Annotated in this window: 14 protein-coding genes and 1 riboswitch; of the genes, 6 read left to right on the forward strand and 8 right to left on the reverse strand. The window is 41.1% G+C overall.

Going from position 1 to position 16223, the window contains the following annotated elements; translation table 11 throughout:
- Positions 1 to 38: 38 nt before the first annotated feature.
- On the forward strand, positions 39 to 2873 hold the full coding sequence (gene uvrA, locus I2F31_RS12200) for an excinuclease ABC subunit UvrA (protein ID WP_195769771.1): 2835 nt from the start codon (positions 39 to 41) through the stop codon (positions 2871 to 2873).
- 393 nt (positions 2874 to 3266) lie between these two features.
- Positions 3267 to 4175, forward strand: coding sequence for a porin Omp33-36 (gene omp33-36 / locus I2F31_RS12205; RefSeq protein WP_195769772.1), 909 nt, complete (start codon positions 3267 to 3269; stop codon positions 4173 to 4175).
- A gap of 70 nt (positions 4176 to 4245) precedes the next feature.
- Here omp33-36 and I2F31_RS12210 read toward each other — a convergent pair whose 3' ends face one another.
- A complete protein-coding gene (locus tag I2F31_RS12210; RefSeq protein WP_407647889.1) occupies positions 4246 to 4917 on the reverse strand; it encodes an ion channel in 672 nt (223 codons plus the stop codon).
- 189 nt (positions 4918 to 5106) lie between these two features.
- Between I2F31_RS12210 and I2F31_RS12215 the strand changes: the two genes are divergently transcribed.
- Both I2F31_RS12215 and I2F31_RS12220 read left to right on the forward strand, forming a co-directional pair.
- The gene (locus tag I2F31_RS12215) at positions 5107 to 5481 is read left to right on the forward strand and encodes a hypothetical protein (RefSeq protein ID WP_195769773.1); all 375 of its coding nucleotides are present in this window, start codon (positions 5107 to 5109) and stop codon (positions 5479 to 5481) included.
- Positions 5482 to 5559: 78 nt separating this feature from the next.
- Positions 5560 to 6192 (forward strand): DedA family protein, encoded by a 633-nt coding sequence (locus I2F31_RS12220; protein WP_195769774.1) that lies wholly within the window; start codon positions 5560 to 5562, stop codon positions 6190 to 6192.
- A gap of 127 nt (positions 6193 to 6319) precedes the next feature.
- On the opposite strand, the gene prfB is transcribed toward I2F31_RS12220, so the two are convergent.
- A protein-coding gene (gene prfB / locus I2F31_RS12225; RefSeq protein WP_195769775.1) for a peptide chain release factor 2 occupies positions 6320 to 7415 on the reverse strand; the annotation gives its coding sequence in 2 pieces (ribosomal slippage) (positions 6320 to 7342 and positions 7344 to 7415; 1095 coding nt in all).
- A gap of 346 nt (positions 7416 to 7761) precedes the next feature.
- On the opposite strand from prfB, the gene I2F31_RS12230 reads away from it, so the two are divergent.
- Both I2F31_RS12230 and I2F31_RS12235 read left to right on the forward strand, forming a co-directional pair.
- Positions 7762 to 8535, forward strand: a complete 774-nt coding sequence (locus I2F31_RS12230; protein ID WP_195769776.1) for a putative porin — start codon at positions 7762 to 7764, stop codon at positions 8533 to 8535.
- Between the two features lie 75 nt (positions 8536 to 8610).
- A complete protein-coding gene (locus I2F31_RS12235; protein ID WP_195773942.1) occupies positions 8611 to 9264 on the forward strand; it encodes a haloacid dehalogenase-like hydrolase in 654 nt (217 codons plus the stop codon).
- A gap of 25 nt (positions 9265 to 9289) precedes the next feature.
- Here the strand turns inward: I2F31_RS12235 and recJ are convergent, their stop codons facing one another.
- The 6 genes from recJ to I2F31_RS12265 form a co-directional block, all read right to left on the reverse strand.
- Positions 9290 to 11008: a single-stranded-DNA-specific exonuclease RecJ gene (gene recJ, locus I2F31_RS12240; RefSeq protein ID WP_195769778.1), complete on the reverse strand. Its 1719-nt coding sequence runs from the start codon at positions 11006 to 11008 to the stop codon at positions 9290 to 9292.
- Between the two features lie 7 nt (positions 11009 to 11015).
- Positions 11016 to 11675, reverse strand: coding sequence for a pyridoxamine 5'-phosphate oxidase (pdxH, locus tag I2F31_RS12245; protein WP_195769779.1), 660 nt, complete (start codon positions 11673 to 11675; stop codon positions 11016 to 11018).
- An 18-nt stretch (positions 11676 to 11693) separates the two neighbouring features.
- Complete coding sequence (gene glmM / locus I2F31_RS12250; RefSeq protein ID WP_195769780.1) at positions 11694 to 13034, reverse strand: phosphoglucosamine mutase; 1341 nt, start codon at positions 13032 to 13034, stop codon at positions 11694 to 11696.
- A gap of 136 nt (positions 13035 to 13170) precedes the next feature.
- Positions 13171 to 14637, reverse strand: coding sequence for an IMP dehydrogenase (gene guaB / locus I2F31_RS12255; RefSeq protein ID WP_195769781.1), 1467 nt, complete (start codon positions 14635 to 14637; stop codon positions 13171 to 13173).
- Between the two features lie 273 nt (positions 14638 to 14910).
- Positions 14911 to 15489 carry a TMEM165/GDT1 family protein gene (locus I2F31_RS12260; RefSeq protein WP_195769782.1) on the reverse strand — a complete coding sequence of 193 codons (579 nt, stop codon included), beginning with the start codon at positions 15487 to 15489 and terminating at the stop codon, positions 14911 to 14913.
- Positions 15490 to 15561: 72 nt separating this feature from the next.
- Positions 15562 to 15695, reverse strand: a riboswitch (yybP-ykoY riboswitch).
- Between the two features lie 76 nt (positions 15696 to 15771).
- Positions 15772 to 15981 (reverse strand): hypothetical protein, encoded by a 210-nt coding sequence (locus I2F31_RS12265; RefSeq protein WP_195769812.1) that lies wholly within the window; start codon positions 15979 to 15981, stop codon positions 15772 to 15774.
- Between the last annotated feature and the right edge of the window lie 242 nt (positions 15982 to 16223).

Genomic DNA, 16223 nt, shown 5'->3' on the forward strand with positions numbered 1-16223 from the left:
AATAACCAAATATTTATTCAGCAAGGATACCCCACGTTATGAGCCAAAGTCATATCCGTATTCGAGGTGCACGTACTCACAACCTTAAAAATGTGTCACTCGATATTCCACGTGATAAATTTGTGGTCATTACAGGATTATCAGGCTCTGGAAAATCATCACTGGCATTTGACACACTGTATGCAGAAGGTCAACGCCGCTACGTGGAATCACTCTCTGCCTACGCGCGCCAGTTTCTTTCACAAATGGAAAAACCAGAAGTCGATTCCATTGAGGGACTTAGCCCCGCCATTGCCATAGAGCAAAAATCAACCAGCCATAACCCCCGCTCAACGGTGGGCACAATCACTGAAATTTACGACTATTTACGTCTACTCTACGCACGTGTAGGTACACCGTACTGCCCTGAACATGACCTCCCCATGGTGGCACAAACCGTATCTGAAATGGTCGATGCTGTTAAAGCCCTCGAAGAAGGTACAGCACTACTTTTACTCGCCCCTGTAGTACGTGAGCGTAAAGGTGAATACACCCAATTGTTTGAACAGCTTCAAGGTCAGGGTTTTGTAAGAGCTCGAGTTGATGGTGAAGTTGTGGATATAGACACCCCACCTACCCTCGATAAAAAGAAAAAACATACCATTGAAGTGGTGGTTGACCGATTTAAAGTCCGAGATGATTTAGGCAATCGTATTGCAGAATCATTTGAAACTGCCCTACGACTTGGTGGTGATATTGCCATTTTATCTTGGATGAAAGGCGAACAGCCTGATCGGGTGTTTTCTGCCAAACACTCTTGCCCACAATGTGACCGTGCTGTTGGTGAGTTAGAACCACGCCTATTTTCATTTAACAACCCCTTTGGGGCATGCCCTGTCTGTGATGGTTTAGGTACACGTAGCCACTTTAGTGCAGACAAACTGATTCCTAATCCAGAGCTTTCAATCAGCCAAGGTGCAATACGTGGGTGGGATCGTCAAAAACCCTACTACTACACCATGCTTGCCAAAGTGGCCGATCATTTTCAGCTACCGCTAGACATACCATGGAATGAACTCGACAAAGACACACAAAAGAAATTTTTACACGGCACGGGGCGAGAAAAAGTCGACTTAAGCTATACCGATGAGCGTGGTAGAAAACACAGTCGCATACAGGCTTTCGAGGGTGTACTACCTAACCTAGAGCGCCGTTACAGAGAAACTGAAAGCAACTATGTCCGTGATGATTTATCACAATACCTCTCAAATGCTGCCTGTGATGCTTGCGATGGGTCACGCCTCAATGAAATTGCACGCCATGTCAAAGTCAAAGACCAAACCATTGCCAACATTACCCAAATGTCAATTGGCGATGCCGCAAACTACTACCAAGACATTGCTTTAAGCGGTGCAAAAGGTGAAATTGCTGAAAAAATATTTAAAGAAATTAAAGAGCGCCTACACTTCTTAGTCAGTGTAGGACTCAACTATTTAAGCCTATCACGCTCGGCCGAAACCCTCTCAGGCGGTGAAGCACAGCGTATTCGCCTTGCCTCTCAAATAGGTGCAGGACTCATGGGTGTGATGTATGTGCTTGATGAACCCTCTATTGGTTTACACCAACGAGATAACAATCGTTTACTACAAACACTCATTCGACTACGTGACTTAGGCAACACCGTATTGGTAGTCGAACATGACGAAGATGCCATACGTGCAGCCGACCATATTATTGATATTGGCCCGGGCGCAGGTGTGCATGGCGGTCACATCATTGCCGAAGGTACAGCCAAACAACTGGCAAAGCACAAAGACTCACTAACAGGCCAATACCTCTCAGGTAAACTTAAAATTGCTGTGCCTGAAAAGCGACAACAACCTGCCGACCCAAGCAAAGCCATTAAACTCATGGGGGCAAGTGGTCACAACCTAAAAAATGTCGACTTACATATTCCACTTGGCATTATGACTTGCGTCACGGGTGTGTCTGGTTCAGGAAAGTCTACCCTGATTAACCGCACGCTATTGCCACTGGCAGCCACACAGCTCAATGGTGCAACCACACTCACTGCAGAAAAATTTGTATCTATTGATGGTTTACAACATTTAGATAAAGTCGTAGACATTGATCAAAGCCCGATTGGACGTACACCACGTTCTAACCCTGCCACGTATACAGGGTTATTTACCCCTATTCGAGAGCTGTTTGCACAAACCCCTGAAGCCAAAGCCCGTGGCTATGCCGCAGGACGTTTTTCATTTAATGTGAAAGGCGGACGTTGTGAAGTCTGCGAAGGCGACGGCATGATTAAAGTAGCCATGCACTTCTTACCCGACATGTATGTACCATGCGATGCCTGTCACGGCAAACGCTACAACCGTGAAACATTAGAAGTCAGCTATAAAGGGCAAAACATCTCAGATGTACTTAATATGACTGTTGAGGATGCAGCCACATTCTTTAGTGCCATTCCTGTCATTCACCGCCGTTTAGATACCCTCATGCAAGTGGGTCTTGGCTATATCCGACTTGGCCAAGCGGCAACAACTCTTTCGGGAGGTGAAGCGCAACGGGTTAAATTAGCACGTGAACTGGCCAAACGAGATACAGGCCAAACCCTTTATGTACTCGATGAACCAACCACAGGCTTGCACTTCCATGACATTGCCAAACTCCTCGACATCTTGTATGAGCTTAGAAATAAGGGCAATACCATTGTGGTGATTGAGCACAACTTAGATGTGATTAAAACTGCAGATTGGATTGTTGATTTAGGCCCAGAAGGAGGCTCAGGTGGTGGGCAAATTATTGCTGAAGGTACACCTGAACAGGTGGCTGAAGTGTCTGCATCTCACACAGGGCATTTTTTAAAACCGCTATTACAAGCGTAAATAACCTACTCATAAAGCCAAAGTACAAGCCTACTTTGGCTTTATTTCAATCCAATGTTTTTCCCGTACACCATATAAATAACATGATGTAATCTGCACTTTTATGGATACTTTTGCATCAATTAACAATAATTTACATAAAAACAAAGCACCAAATCAGGGAATTTTGTTTCTTTTTATAACTCAGAAAATAATTCAAAAATAGCATAACATCTTGTTAATCATCAAAAAATATCAATAAATAGACTATTTTTTAATAGAATGGTCTATTTTGTAGCACTTTTTTGTATAGAAATGGTTTTTTGAAGCTTAAAACAGGGAATTGACTAAATATTTTGTAACAATAGAATAAGCAGAGTAATTGACATAAACGACTCTTTTGGAAGTTTAAACATGAAAAAAATCGGTTTAGCAACAGCTGTATTATTAGCCATGACCGGCGCGCACGCATACCAAGCTGAAGTACAAGGTCAGTCTGAATACCTGCAAACTAAAGGTGCAGAAAGCACATATACAGGTGATGCTCAAGGTACTTTTTACTTTAAAGATGTAGATGCATCTAAAGGCCCACTTGCGGAAGCTGCATTTTTAAACAAAGCGTCAAACGTACAACTTGGTTACCACTTTGACCGCCAAAAAGACTTTAATGATCACTCATCAAGTGTAAAAACTCAGTCTTACGGTGCAAAAGGTGAAGCTTATTACACAACATCTTACGTACCAGTACCTGTATACGGTAGCGTGTCTTACAACCATACAGATGTAACAGATAAAGAAACTGGTTACAAAGACAAAGACCACGGCGACCGTTATGCACTTGAAGTCGGTGCAATGCCAGCAGACAACTTCTTAGTTGCTGTAGGTTATACTAACGTGACTAATGGTTACTCTTTAGACAACTTCAAAGCATTTAACAACGGTATTTTAAATGCACGTAACGAAGCAAACACAGCAAACTATCGTTATAAAACGGATGCTGTGACTGCACGTGCTAAATATGTAGGTGCCATTGACAACACCAACATGGCTGTTGGTTTTGAAGTAGACAGTATTTTTGTACGTGGTAGTGCTGCATACGGTTTAGCAACTGACCTATATCTCACACCTAAGTTCAGCGTAGGTGCAACTTATGCAGACACATCTGCATTTAACTCAGGTACAGACCATATTTGGGGCGGTAACGTAAACTACTTCGTGACACCTGCTGTATCTGTAGGGGCAACATTTACTAAAGCCAATGCAACTGATGGTGCGACAGATGACTCTCAAACCATTGGTATGAATGCACGTGTTCGCTTCTAAGCAATAAACACAGCAAACATAAGAAAAGGGATACATCATGTATCCCTTTTTTAATTTTAATAAAATATATTTATAACCGAGGGCTTTTACTCACATATTGCAAAGCGATTAAACGTGACACGATCATCGCCAAATACATCACACCTATAAACATTTGTAAAATAGAAATGATTTTCACCAAAGGCTGTGCAGGTAATAAATTCGATAACCCCGTTGCCGTTTGGAGGCTAAAGCTAAAAAATAAAATATCTAACCAAGATTGTTCAGGCCCAGGGTGTACAGTATTCACAAAACTATTCGGCACTAAAAGTTGGCAAGTACTATAAGCATAGGCAAAAGCCCAAGCCAATAAAGTAAAGGCAGCCGCTGCTGCAAACAGCTCATCTTTGGTTGAATAACGGTCTGCAAACATATAACGCACCAAACCATAGGTGGCACACAAATATGCTCCGATTTCAAAGCCATGTGCGGCGACTTGCAAATACACATCATCCAAGCCAAACATCATTAAAAGCAGGCAAAAAATCGCACCAACAATAAAAAATCGCCCCAACCATTTAAATACAATCGTTTCACGAATGACTCGGGCAATCAACAACAATGCCAATACCCCTAACCCCCATGTAATCACACGGTATAAATGATGTGATATTGGAAAAAATGTCATGATTAAAATGCACATTTGCACAACCAACAACCATGCAGAAGGCAATAACTTCCAATGTTGAATAAAAATTTTCACAAAAAAAGACCGTATGTGAGGTAATTAGAGTGAAAGTATACCTTGAACATAAAGCATCGCATATGCTTAAAGACCTGTTCATTCAGTTACATTTTGTTGAGCACAATCACATTTTTATACTATGCTCTAGTGATCAATACATGTATTTTAAATATGAACTCACTCTTTTATGATTATAGGAGCATGTAAATGTCACTACGTCATACCCTATTTATGCTTGGCTGTGCTATCTCACTTGCAGCATGTGCAGAAACCAATACCATTTTAAAACAGCACGAAAACTTAATTGGCACATGGAACTCATCTAACAGCCAAATTACTATTAAAAAAGATGGTTATTTAGAATACCAAACCAGTAACCAGCAAGAAAAAACTGCCAGTGGTGTCTATGAAAAAAGCAGTGCTCAATCTTATATGATGGCACCAATCACACTGATTGAAAACAATACCATTCAACTCAATAGTGGTATAACTACCACCACATTTAAAATTGATAAACCGCCATATCAAGTCAAACAGCAGTGGCATATAAGTATTAATGGCCAAGACTATGTAAAAAAATAGTCTGTTATCTACTTTTACTACTGACTTTAGCCACATACACTGTTAGGATTTTGACACGCTTATCAAACACACAAGTACATGGATATCATTAATTTTATTCTACATATAGACCAGCATTTATTTGACTTTATTGTGCAATATGGCAAATGGATTTATGCCATATTATTTATTATTATTTTTGTAGAAACAGGTCTAGTGGTCATGCCATTTTTACCTGGTGATAGTCTATTATTTGCAGCAGGTGCTTTGGCTGCATCAACAGGGGTGATGGACCCAACAGTACTCATTATACTGCTGTGTATTGCTGCTATTTTGGGTGATACGCTCAACTACCATATTGGGCGTTATATTGGGCCACGTGTGTTTGAGATGGACTCGCGCTTTATAAAAAAAGAACACCTTGCTAAAACCCAAAGCTTTTTTGAAAAACATGGTGGTAAAACCATTATTTTTGCACGCTTTTTACCATTTATTCGCACCTTTGCACCTTTTGTGGCAGGGGCAAGCCGTATGAATTACCGTTTTTTTCTCATGTTTAATGTGATTGGTGCTGTACTTTGGATTAGCTCTTTTATTGTTTTAGGCTACTTCTTTGGTAACTTACCTATTGTCAAAGACAACTTCACCCACCTGATTATTGGTATTATTATTTTAAGTATCTTGCCTGCTGTATTTGAAATTGTGCGTAATCGCTTTAAAAAGAGTGCATAAAAAAAGAGGCCTGCTCATCCTCTCATAAATAACCAAAATTTTGATGATGAACGACTATTTTCTTATCAGTATTTGAGTAGATATGAAAGCAGATGGTTACGAGCAAACCTCGTAACCATCTCGTATTTTAGAGACCTTGTTTTAGACTTGCTTCAATAAACTTGTCTAAGTCACCATCTAACACAGCTGTCGTGTTTGAATTTTCTACACTGGTACGTAAATCTTTAATGCGTGAGTCATCTAAAACATAAGAGCGAATTTGACTGCCCCAACCAATATCTGACTTCGAGTCTTCCAGTGCTTGAGCTGCATCGTTACGTTTTTGCATTTCTAACTCATACAGTTTTGCACGTAATAATTTCCATGCACGGTCACGGTTGGCATGTTGTGAACGCTCATTTTGACATGCTACCACTGTACCTGTTGGCGTATGGGTTAAACGTACTGCAGAGTCAGTTTTGTTAATATGCTGACCACCTGCCCCTGAGGCACGATACGTATCGGTACGAACATCGGCAGGGTTAATGTCAATTTCAATGTTGTCGTCAACTTCAGGCGATACAAACACCGCACTAAATGAGGTATGACGACGATTACCACTGTCAAAAGGTGACTTACGTACTAAACGGTGTACGCCTGTTTCTGTACGCAACCAACCAAAAGCAAACTCACCATCTACACGAATGGTGGCAGATTTTATCCCTGCGACATCACCATCAGACACTTCCATCAACTCTACTTTAAAACCATGACGCTCAATCCAACGCATATACATACGTAATAGCATAGATGCCCAATCTTGAGCCTCTGTCCCACCCGAGCCTGCTTGAATGTCTAAAAAGCATGGGTTTGGGTCCATTGGATTATTAAACATACGGCGGAATTCGAGTGCGGCTAATTCTGTTTCTGCTGTATTAAGTTCTGACTCTACATCAACCAGTAGGCTTTCATCGTCTGCTTCAACAGCCAAGTCAAGCATGGCTTTGGCATCATCAAGTTGTTCTGCCAGTGCATCTAGTACATTTAAAACGTTTTCAAGCTCGCCTTTTTCTTTGGCCATTTTCTGAGCTCGGTTTTGGTCGTTCCAAATGGCAGGGTCTTCTAGTTCACGTAAGACCTCTTCAAGACGTTCTTTTTTCAGATCGTAGTCAAAGATACCCCCGTAGCGTATGACTACGTTCGTTAAGGTCTTTTAATTGATTTAAATACGGATTAATTTCCACGTAAATCTCTCTTACAATGTAGATATTCTTAGCTTTTATTTTAGCATAGCATGGGCTTTTCAGATGCAATGATTAAAAAAATAGCCTATATTTGAGCAGATAAAATCTCAGATTTTTTTAAAGTGGTTTATATAAAAACAACACAAACATACAAGACATGCATACTATTAATATAACACAACAATTTTAAAAAACCATAAAAAACAAAAGCTTATAATATTTTTTGATGTAAAAAAATACATCTTATACAAATCAACCAAGCCAAAGAATTGACCAAATTTGCTTTTGTTCTACACTCTAAGTTGTAACAAAACATGAATTTTCATACTTTCAAGGGAGAGTAATCATGAAAAAGACACTTCTTGCAACTGCACTATTTGCAGGTCTTGCGATCACAGGCACTGCCAATGCTTATCAGTCAGAAGTTGGTGGTAACTACAGCTATTTAGACCCAGAGCATAGTGGCGGTGTCAGCCAATTTGGTGTAAATGGTACATATTACTTCAACCCTGTGCAAACCCGTAACGCCCCGCTTGCCGAAGCTGCTTTTTTAGATAAAGCCAGCAACGTGAGTGCTGTTGCACAATATGGCAACAACAGCGGTGTTAAAAATTCAACCTATGGTGCATCAGGTGAATACTATGTTCCAGATTCACAATTTTACTTAGGTGCAGGTGTTGCACGTAATGAAGTTTCTTTGAAAAACACACCAGTCGATCAAAAAACCACATTATATAATGCCGAAGTCGGTTACTTACCTGCACCAGGCCTATTGGTTGCCGTGGGTGTACAAGGCTATGATGTGAAAGATGGTGGTGATGGTGCAGACCCTACTTTACGTGCCAAATACGTCACCCAAGTCGGTCAGCATGATGTGAATTTAGAGGCACGTGTTGTTTTTGGGAGTAACAACAACCGCCAATACTATGTGGGCGGTGACTACTACATCGACAAAACCCTCAGTGTCGGTGCAAACTACACCAAAGACAAATCACTTGACCAAGACCAATGGGGTCTCACTGCGAAGAAATTTATCTATCCAAACTTAAGTGTTGATGGACGTATAGGCTTTGGCGACAATTACAATACCTATACTGTAGGTGGTTCTTATCGCTTTTAATATCCACAGATATTGCAAGGGCATGTATTTACATGCCCTTGTTGTTTGATGGATACATAAGAATAAAGGCTAACTATGAATGACGTGATCGTTTTTGATTTAGATGAAACACTCATCTCAAATGACTCTACTAAAATATGGATTACGCGATCCCTGAAAGCCAACATATTCAGGTTCAGCTTGGCTTTACTCATCATGCCACTCGCCATGCTACTGATGAAAACGAAGCAATATAAAATTATTGGTTCATCACTCTTTTTATGGGTTGCGACGTTCGGATTCAACGAAGAACAATTACTGTCTCAAATCAAGCAGTTTGCACAACAGGTAAAACTTGGCCAGATTGAACATTTACATTGGTATAACGATGGCTTAGAGACATTAAAACAGCATCTGCAAGAAGGTAAAACCGTCATTATTGTCACTGCCGCACCAGAAATTTTAGCGCACGCTTTAATACAATCTGTAGACTTTTCTGTGACTGTACTTGGAACACCCCTCAAAAGAAAGCTTGGGGGATGGGTCGGATACGCACATTGTAGACATATAGAAAAAGTCCGACGACTCAAGCTGATCGGCATTACACAACCATGGTATGCATCTTATAGCGATGATATCAAAGAAGACTACCCTATACTCAGCCACTGTAAGTACCCTTACTTAATTAACAATAAGCAAAGTCACGTACCAACAACAGCATTGAAGATCACACCACTTGAATGGTCTTAAAACACTTACATGGCTACACAAATCTTCATAATGATGCGGTATCTGAGCTTAAATACAACACTTTCAACTGTAAACTGACTCGTCCTTGAAACTCATTTTTATCGAGTTCATACACCAACTTAACTTGTGATTGCTGTTCATCAAAACAAAAAAGGTCTTTGGCATTAAAGGCAATTGCATCGACATATTGCCCTGTCGTGAGTTTTAGACTGAGTTTTAAGTGCTTTTCTTTCAGCCAGCGAAACTGATGAATGCTAAAAACACCCTCAAATATAGGGGCAGGAAATTTTTGCCCCCATGGGCCAAATTGTTCAATGGTTTGTACCGTATCTAGCGTTAAATCTGTATGATTCAGCTCACCATCTGTCCAGACAACAGCTTGTAATAATTGTGGGTCACATTTGGCAATTTCGGCCTCAAAAGCTGTTTTAAATGGCTCAAAATCAGTTTGGGCAATGGTTAACCCAGCAGCAGCAGCATGCCCACCAAAAAAACGAACCAACTTCGGATACTGCTCGACCACACGCTCAATGGCATCCCGAATATGCACACCCTCTACAGAACGTGCAGAGCCTTTAATATGTACGCCATCTTCATCTACAGCAAATACGATACTTGGCCGATGAAACTGCTCTTTTAAACGGCCTGCCACAATACCAATCACCCCCTGATGCCAATGAGGCTCAAACAACACCAATGCCGAAGGTAAATGCGTTTGGTCTAGCTGTATGTCCTGTAAAATGTGTAATGCATCTTGTTTAATCTCAGCCTCAACCGCTCTACGCTCTTGGTTTAATTGCTGTAGTTGTTGTGCCAAAGGGTATGCGTCTTCAAAGCTTTCCGACAATAAACACTCAACCCCAATATGCATACTTTGCATCCGCCCTGCTGCATTTAAGCGAGGCCCGAGTGCAAAGCCTAAGTCACTGGCGGTGATTTTATGCATATCACGCCCTGCGACATGCAACAGAGCCAAAATACCTGCCCGACAATTGCCTTGACGAATGTGTTTTAAACCGTAATCAATTAAAATGCGGTTATTGTGATCCAGTGCTGCTACATCTGCATACGTACCCAGTGCCACAAGGTCTAAATATTGCACCAGACTGGTGGTGCTTTTCCCTTGCTTTTTACGCTGTGTGACTAAATCAGCCAACACATAAAAAGCCACCCCAACGCCTGCCAAAGCTTTACTGGCAAATTCACAGCCCAATTGATTTGGATTCACCACGGCATCGGCAGCTGGTGCGGGTTTTGTAGTGAGGTGGTGATCTGTGACCACCACGGTCATGCCGTACCGTTTGGCCTGCTCAACCCCTGCATGGCTTGAAATACCATTATCTACAGTAATCAGTAACTGTGGTGCATATTGTTGCTGTGCTAAATCTACAATTTTTTCTGTGAGACCATAGCCATACTTAAACCGATCTGGCACTAAATAATGAACATCAGCCCCCAAAGCACGTAATACCAAAACCATGAGTGCGGTACTGGTTGCACCATCGGCATCATAGTCACCCACAATCACAATACGCTGTTTTTGGTCTATGGCTTGGTCTATATAACTGACCGCTGTACTTAAGCCTTTTAATGAAGGCGACAGTAAATGTTTAAGTTTAAGCTCCAACTCATGTAAAGAAGTCACATCACGGCGTGCCAAAATATTGGCCATAAACGGTGCAATGCCCTGAAGTTGTTCAGGGCATACTAAAAGAGGTCGAGTTTTTATTTGTGGATTAGACATATCAGCTTTAAGGCATTAAACGCTGTAATTGCCACGTTGCATCATCTTGTTTGGTGTACTGCAAACGGTCATGTAAACGGTTCGGGCGACCTTGCCAAAACTCATATGCAGTAGCCTGTAAGCGGTAGCCACCCCAAAATTTGGGTTTATCTAGCTCAGTTTTGGTCGCAACAGAGGCAAAGAAGTCATCAAAATGCTGTTGTAATGTCGCTCTACTGTCAATGACACCACTTTGTGGTGTGCTGACATGGGCTGCAATTTGACTGTCTCTTGGTCGCTTGTGGTAGTAATCCACTGACTCTTGCTCAGACACTTTCACTACTTGACCCGAAATACGCACCTGACGTTCTAAGCTTGGCCAATAGAACAAGATTTCTGCACGGGTATTTTGTGCAAGGTCTTGGCCTTTTTGGCTGTCATAATTGGTATAGAAAGTATAACCTTGTTCGGTTGCTCCTCGAAGCAATACCGTGCGAACATGCGGTTGTCCTTCGCCATCAACAGTGGCCAAATACATGGCGTACGGCTCATCTGTATTCACAGTTAAAGCATGATTAAACCATTGCAAAAACTGCTCATGCGGATTTTTTGCCACCTGTGACTCAAGAAGCTCACCTTTTTCATAACTGAGTCTGAGCTCACTTAAGTCTTTGATTGGATCACTCATGACCATACATCCTTATATTTATACTGCCTGATTGGCTTGTGCTTTAATGGCATCTGCCAAGCGGTTTGCTAAAGCATGTACTTCTTCTGCTTGCTCACCTTCAACCATCACTCGAATCATTGGCTCTGTACCTGATTTACGAATAAGTAAGCGACCACGCCCTTTGAGTTGCTCTTCTGCTTGCTCAAATAAAGTAACTAACTCAGGAATCGCAAATGGGTCAATCATTTTTTCTAAACGTAAATTCACTAAAATTTGTGGAAATAATTCAAAGCCTTCCACTAACTCATGCAGTGCTTTATTTTGATACACCATTACAGTTAAAACTTGCAACGCTGCAATAATGGCGTCACCTGTGGTGCTTTTATCTAGGGTTAAAATATGCCCTGAAGGCTCACCACCAATCGCCCACTGTTGTTCTACTAGTTTTTGTAATACATGGCGATCACCCACTTGGGCTCTTAAAAAAGGCACTTCGGCCTGTTTTAGTGCCAACTCTAATGCCATATTGCTCATGACTGTGCCGACAATACCCACAGGCTTTTTCTTGGCCTTGGTGGCAAGCATGTATAAAATATGGTCACCATCAAGCAAGCGACCAAACTTGTCTACCAGTACCACACGGTCTGCATCACCATCGAAGGCGATACCAAGGTCTGCGCCATGCTCAACCACTGCTTTTTGTAAAGCTTCTGGGTGAGTTGAACCACAGTTTTCATTAATATTTTGCCCGTTTGGCTCGTTGTGTATGGCAACCACTTTCGCCCCAAGCTCACGAAAAACCGCAGGGCCCACGTTGTAAGCTGCACCATGTGCACAGTCCACCACAATCACTATGCCACGTAAATTGTAGTGGTATGGAAAACTCGACTTACAAAATTCAATATAGCGGCCATTGGCATCTTTCACACGCACGCTTTTACCAAGCCCTGCGGTATTTTCAATCACAATCTCGTGTTTTAATTCTTCATTAATTTCATTTTGTAATTCTTCAGGAAGTTTTTTACCTTCCGATGAAAAGAATTTAATCCCATTATCAAAATATGGGTTATGTGATGCTGAAATCACAATACCTGCATCTGCATGCAATGCACGGGTTAAATGGGCAATGGCAGGTGTTGGCAATGGGCCAAGTAAATGCACATATACGCCTGCTGCATTGAGCCCTGCTTGTAGAGCCGCTTCTAAGATATAACCAGAGAGCCGAGTGTCTTTGCCCAATACAACAACGGGCTTGCGGTCAACATTTTGCTTTTTAAGTACTTTACCTGCAGCAAAGCCGAGTTTTAATGCAAACTCAGGCGTAATTGGTAACTGACCAAATTTTCCACGAATACCATCTGTACCAAAATAACTCATGCGTCTCTCATTTATCCATTGAACAGGCCATCTTTTGCCAACCTGCTTTTTGTTTTACACTTTTTTATACTTTACACCAAAATCAAAAAGACCGTCATGCTTTGACGGTCTTTTTATCTTGTTTTAATGCAAGCAATTAACCTATATGGTAATTTGGTGCTTCTTTGGTAATGGTGACATCATGTACATGTGACTCTTTCATACCTGCTGCAGTAATTTTTACAAATTTTGCATTATGGCGTAAATCATCAATGGTACTTGAGCCTGTGTAACCCATAGATGAACGTAAACCACCCATCATTTGATGTAGAATCACACCCATTGCACCTTTGTATGGTACACGACCTTCAATCCCTTCAGGCACAAGCTTTTCAGCTCCAGCTTTTGCATCTTGGAAATAACGGTCTGCTGAGCCAGATGAACCTGCCATTGCACCTAAAGAACCCATACCACGGTATGCTTTATAGTAACGACCTTGGAAAAACTCGACTTCACCCGGTGCTTCTTCAGTACCTGCAAGTAAAGAACCAACCATAATCGTGCTTGCACCTGCACCAATCGCTTTTGACATATCGCCAGAGAAACGAATACCACCATCTGCAATTAAAGGAATTTGCTCTTTCAGTGCATTTGCAACACTGTCAATCGCAGAAATTTGCGGTACGCCAATCCCTGCAACAATACGTGTGGTACAAATTGAACCTGGGCCAATACCCACTTTCACCGCATCTGCACCAGCATCTAACAATGCCAATGCCGCATCACCTGTCGCAATGTTGCCACCAATGACTTGTACTTGCGGGAAGTTCTTTTTCACCCAATTTACACGCTGAATGACACCTGCTGAGTGACCATGTGCTGTATCGACCACAATCACATCCACACCCGCTTCGACCAATGCTTCTACACGTGATGGTGTTTCTGCACCTGTACCTACCGCAGCACCTACACGCAAACGACCTAAATGGTCTTTTGAACTGTTTGGATATGACTCTGCTTTACGAAAATCGGTAACGGTGATCAACCCTTTTAATGCATTATGCTCATCAACCACGAGCACTTTTTCAATGCGGTGCTTTTGTAATAACGCTTGAATATTTTCTTTTGACTCACCTTCACGTACAGTGACAAGGCGGTCTTGCGTGGTCATAATATTACTTACAGGTTGTTCAAGGTTTGTTTCAAAGCGAGTATCACGCCCTGTCACTATACCAACCACTTGACCATCTTTAACAACAGGCACACCACTAATATTATTGGCATGTGTAATGGCATTAAGCTCACGTACTGTTGTTTCTGGTGTCACAGTAATCGGGTCTTTGACCATGCCTGCTTCAAATTTTTTAACACGGCGTACTTCGGCAGCTTGTGCTGCAATATCCATGTTTTTATGAATAATACCAATACCACCGTTTTGAGCCATTGCAATGGCCATACGTGCTTCAGTTACCGTATCCATCGCAGCAGATACTAAAGGCACATTGAGATGAATGTCACGTGTTAAACGTGATTTGAGGGAAACATCTTTAGGTAGGACAGTAGAATAGGCGGGCACTAATAAGACATCATCGAAGGTTAGGGCTTCTTGAATGATGGTCAGCATAACAGTCTCACTGGTTAATTCCGTGAGCTATTATAAACAAATTTTTTTTCAAATTTCATTTATTCTGCATTTTTTTTCAAAAATCTTGTTTGAGTGATCCGTTAAAGTCAGCTTATTTTAAAATTGTGATGCTTGTGCCTAAATTTCATCATGCTTAATATCAAAAATAGGTTTATATCATCAACCGAGATATAAACCTATTTTTGATTATTCCCTTTTAAGAGGGAGACTTGTGTAAGACTATTAATATATGGCTTAGTCTATGGGTTGAAATTAAGCCATATAATGTTGTACCACAGCACTAATACCAACCACTAAAAAGATGACTGCACCAATTTTATGAATAAGCGAGATGGGTAATTTCCCTGCCAACTTATTACCCAGAAATACTGCTGGGGCATTTGCAATCATCATACCGATAGTTGTTCCGACCAATACAATAATAATACTGTCAAAACGTGCCGACAATGCAACAGTGGCTATTTGCGTTTTATCACCAATTTCAGCCAAGAAGAATAAAATGAACGTTGCACCAAATACACCAAAGCGTTGCCACTTATAAATACTTTCGGCTTCATCACCATCGAGCTTATCTGGAATAAGCATCCATACAGCCATGCCAATAAAACCGAGTGCCAAAATCCAAACCATCGTAGTTGGGCTAACGACTGTGGTTAACCACTGCCCTAAAACGGCAGAAATACCATGGTTTATTGTAGTTGCCAGCACAATAGCGAATAAAATAGGCACTGGCTTACGAAAACGTGCAGCCAATAAAAGTGCAAGAAGTTGAGTTTTGTCTCCCATTTCGGCAAGGGCAACGATAGAGACAGAGATGAGAAAAGCATACATGACATGTTTTCCTTGGCCAGCACAAATACCTATGACTTACCCACTCCTGCCAGCCAAAGTGCAGAGATGGTAAATCAAAGGTCTTGCCAACAAAAGAAAATCTGGTTCTTTGCTACAATGGCCATGTTCAAAATATGTAGAACAAGTATGTTGACCATCATCTATTTACGTGATGTAAATAGCGGCTACTCCCCAATGAAGTTAGCGCCATTATATAAAAAAAATTCTTTTTTGCAATCCCTACTAAAACAGTTGGGTTTATTTGTTTGCAACATTTTGTGTTTATTCAGCTAAATTAAAGGTAAATGATTTCCAAGTCGCCATACATAATGAGTCTCTAAAACGGCTTGCATCTCTTAATGAAAAACACTTTTTTAAATGGCTATACGGTATGCACACCCCATCTTTTTGCATGACACGGCAATACGCTGAATAATAAATATTGGCTCTTTTTGAGTGCAAAATTGCTTTTAAATTGGTGAGCTGTTGCATTATTGTATACTTTTTAGCTTACATAGTTAGACAGTAGCTGTTTTTTTAACCCACCTCAAGATAAAAGATACCTCCGTGCGACAACTGTGGTCGCAGTGTTTTTCTTTACTGTATTTTCTCGATTTAGATAGTTAAAAATATCGCGTATTGGCAAAATTTCTATACTTTTTCATATAAAAACCAACAAACAACGAATTATTGGCATTAAACGTGCTTAAAACATAATTAACACTTGTCTCTTG

The sequence above is a fragment of the Acinetobacter rathckeae genome, assembly GCF_015627125.1.
In the GTDB taxonomy this organism is placed as follows: Bacteria; Pseudomonadota; Gammaproteobacteria; order Pseudomonadales; family Moraxellaceae; genus Acinetobacter; species Acinetobacter rathckeae.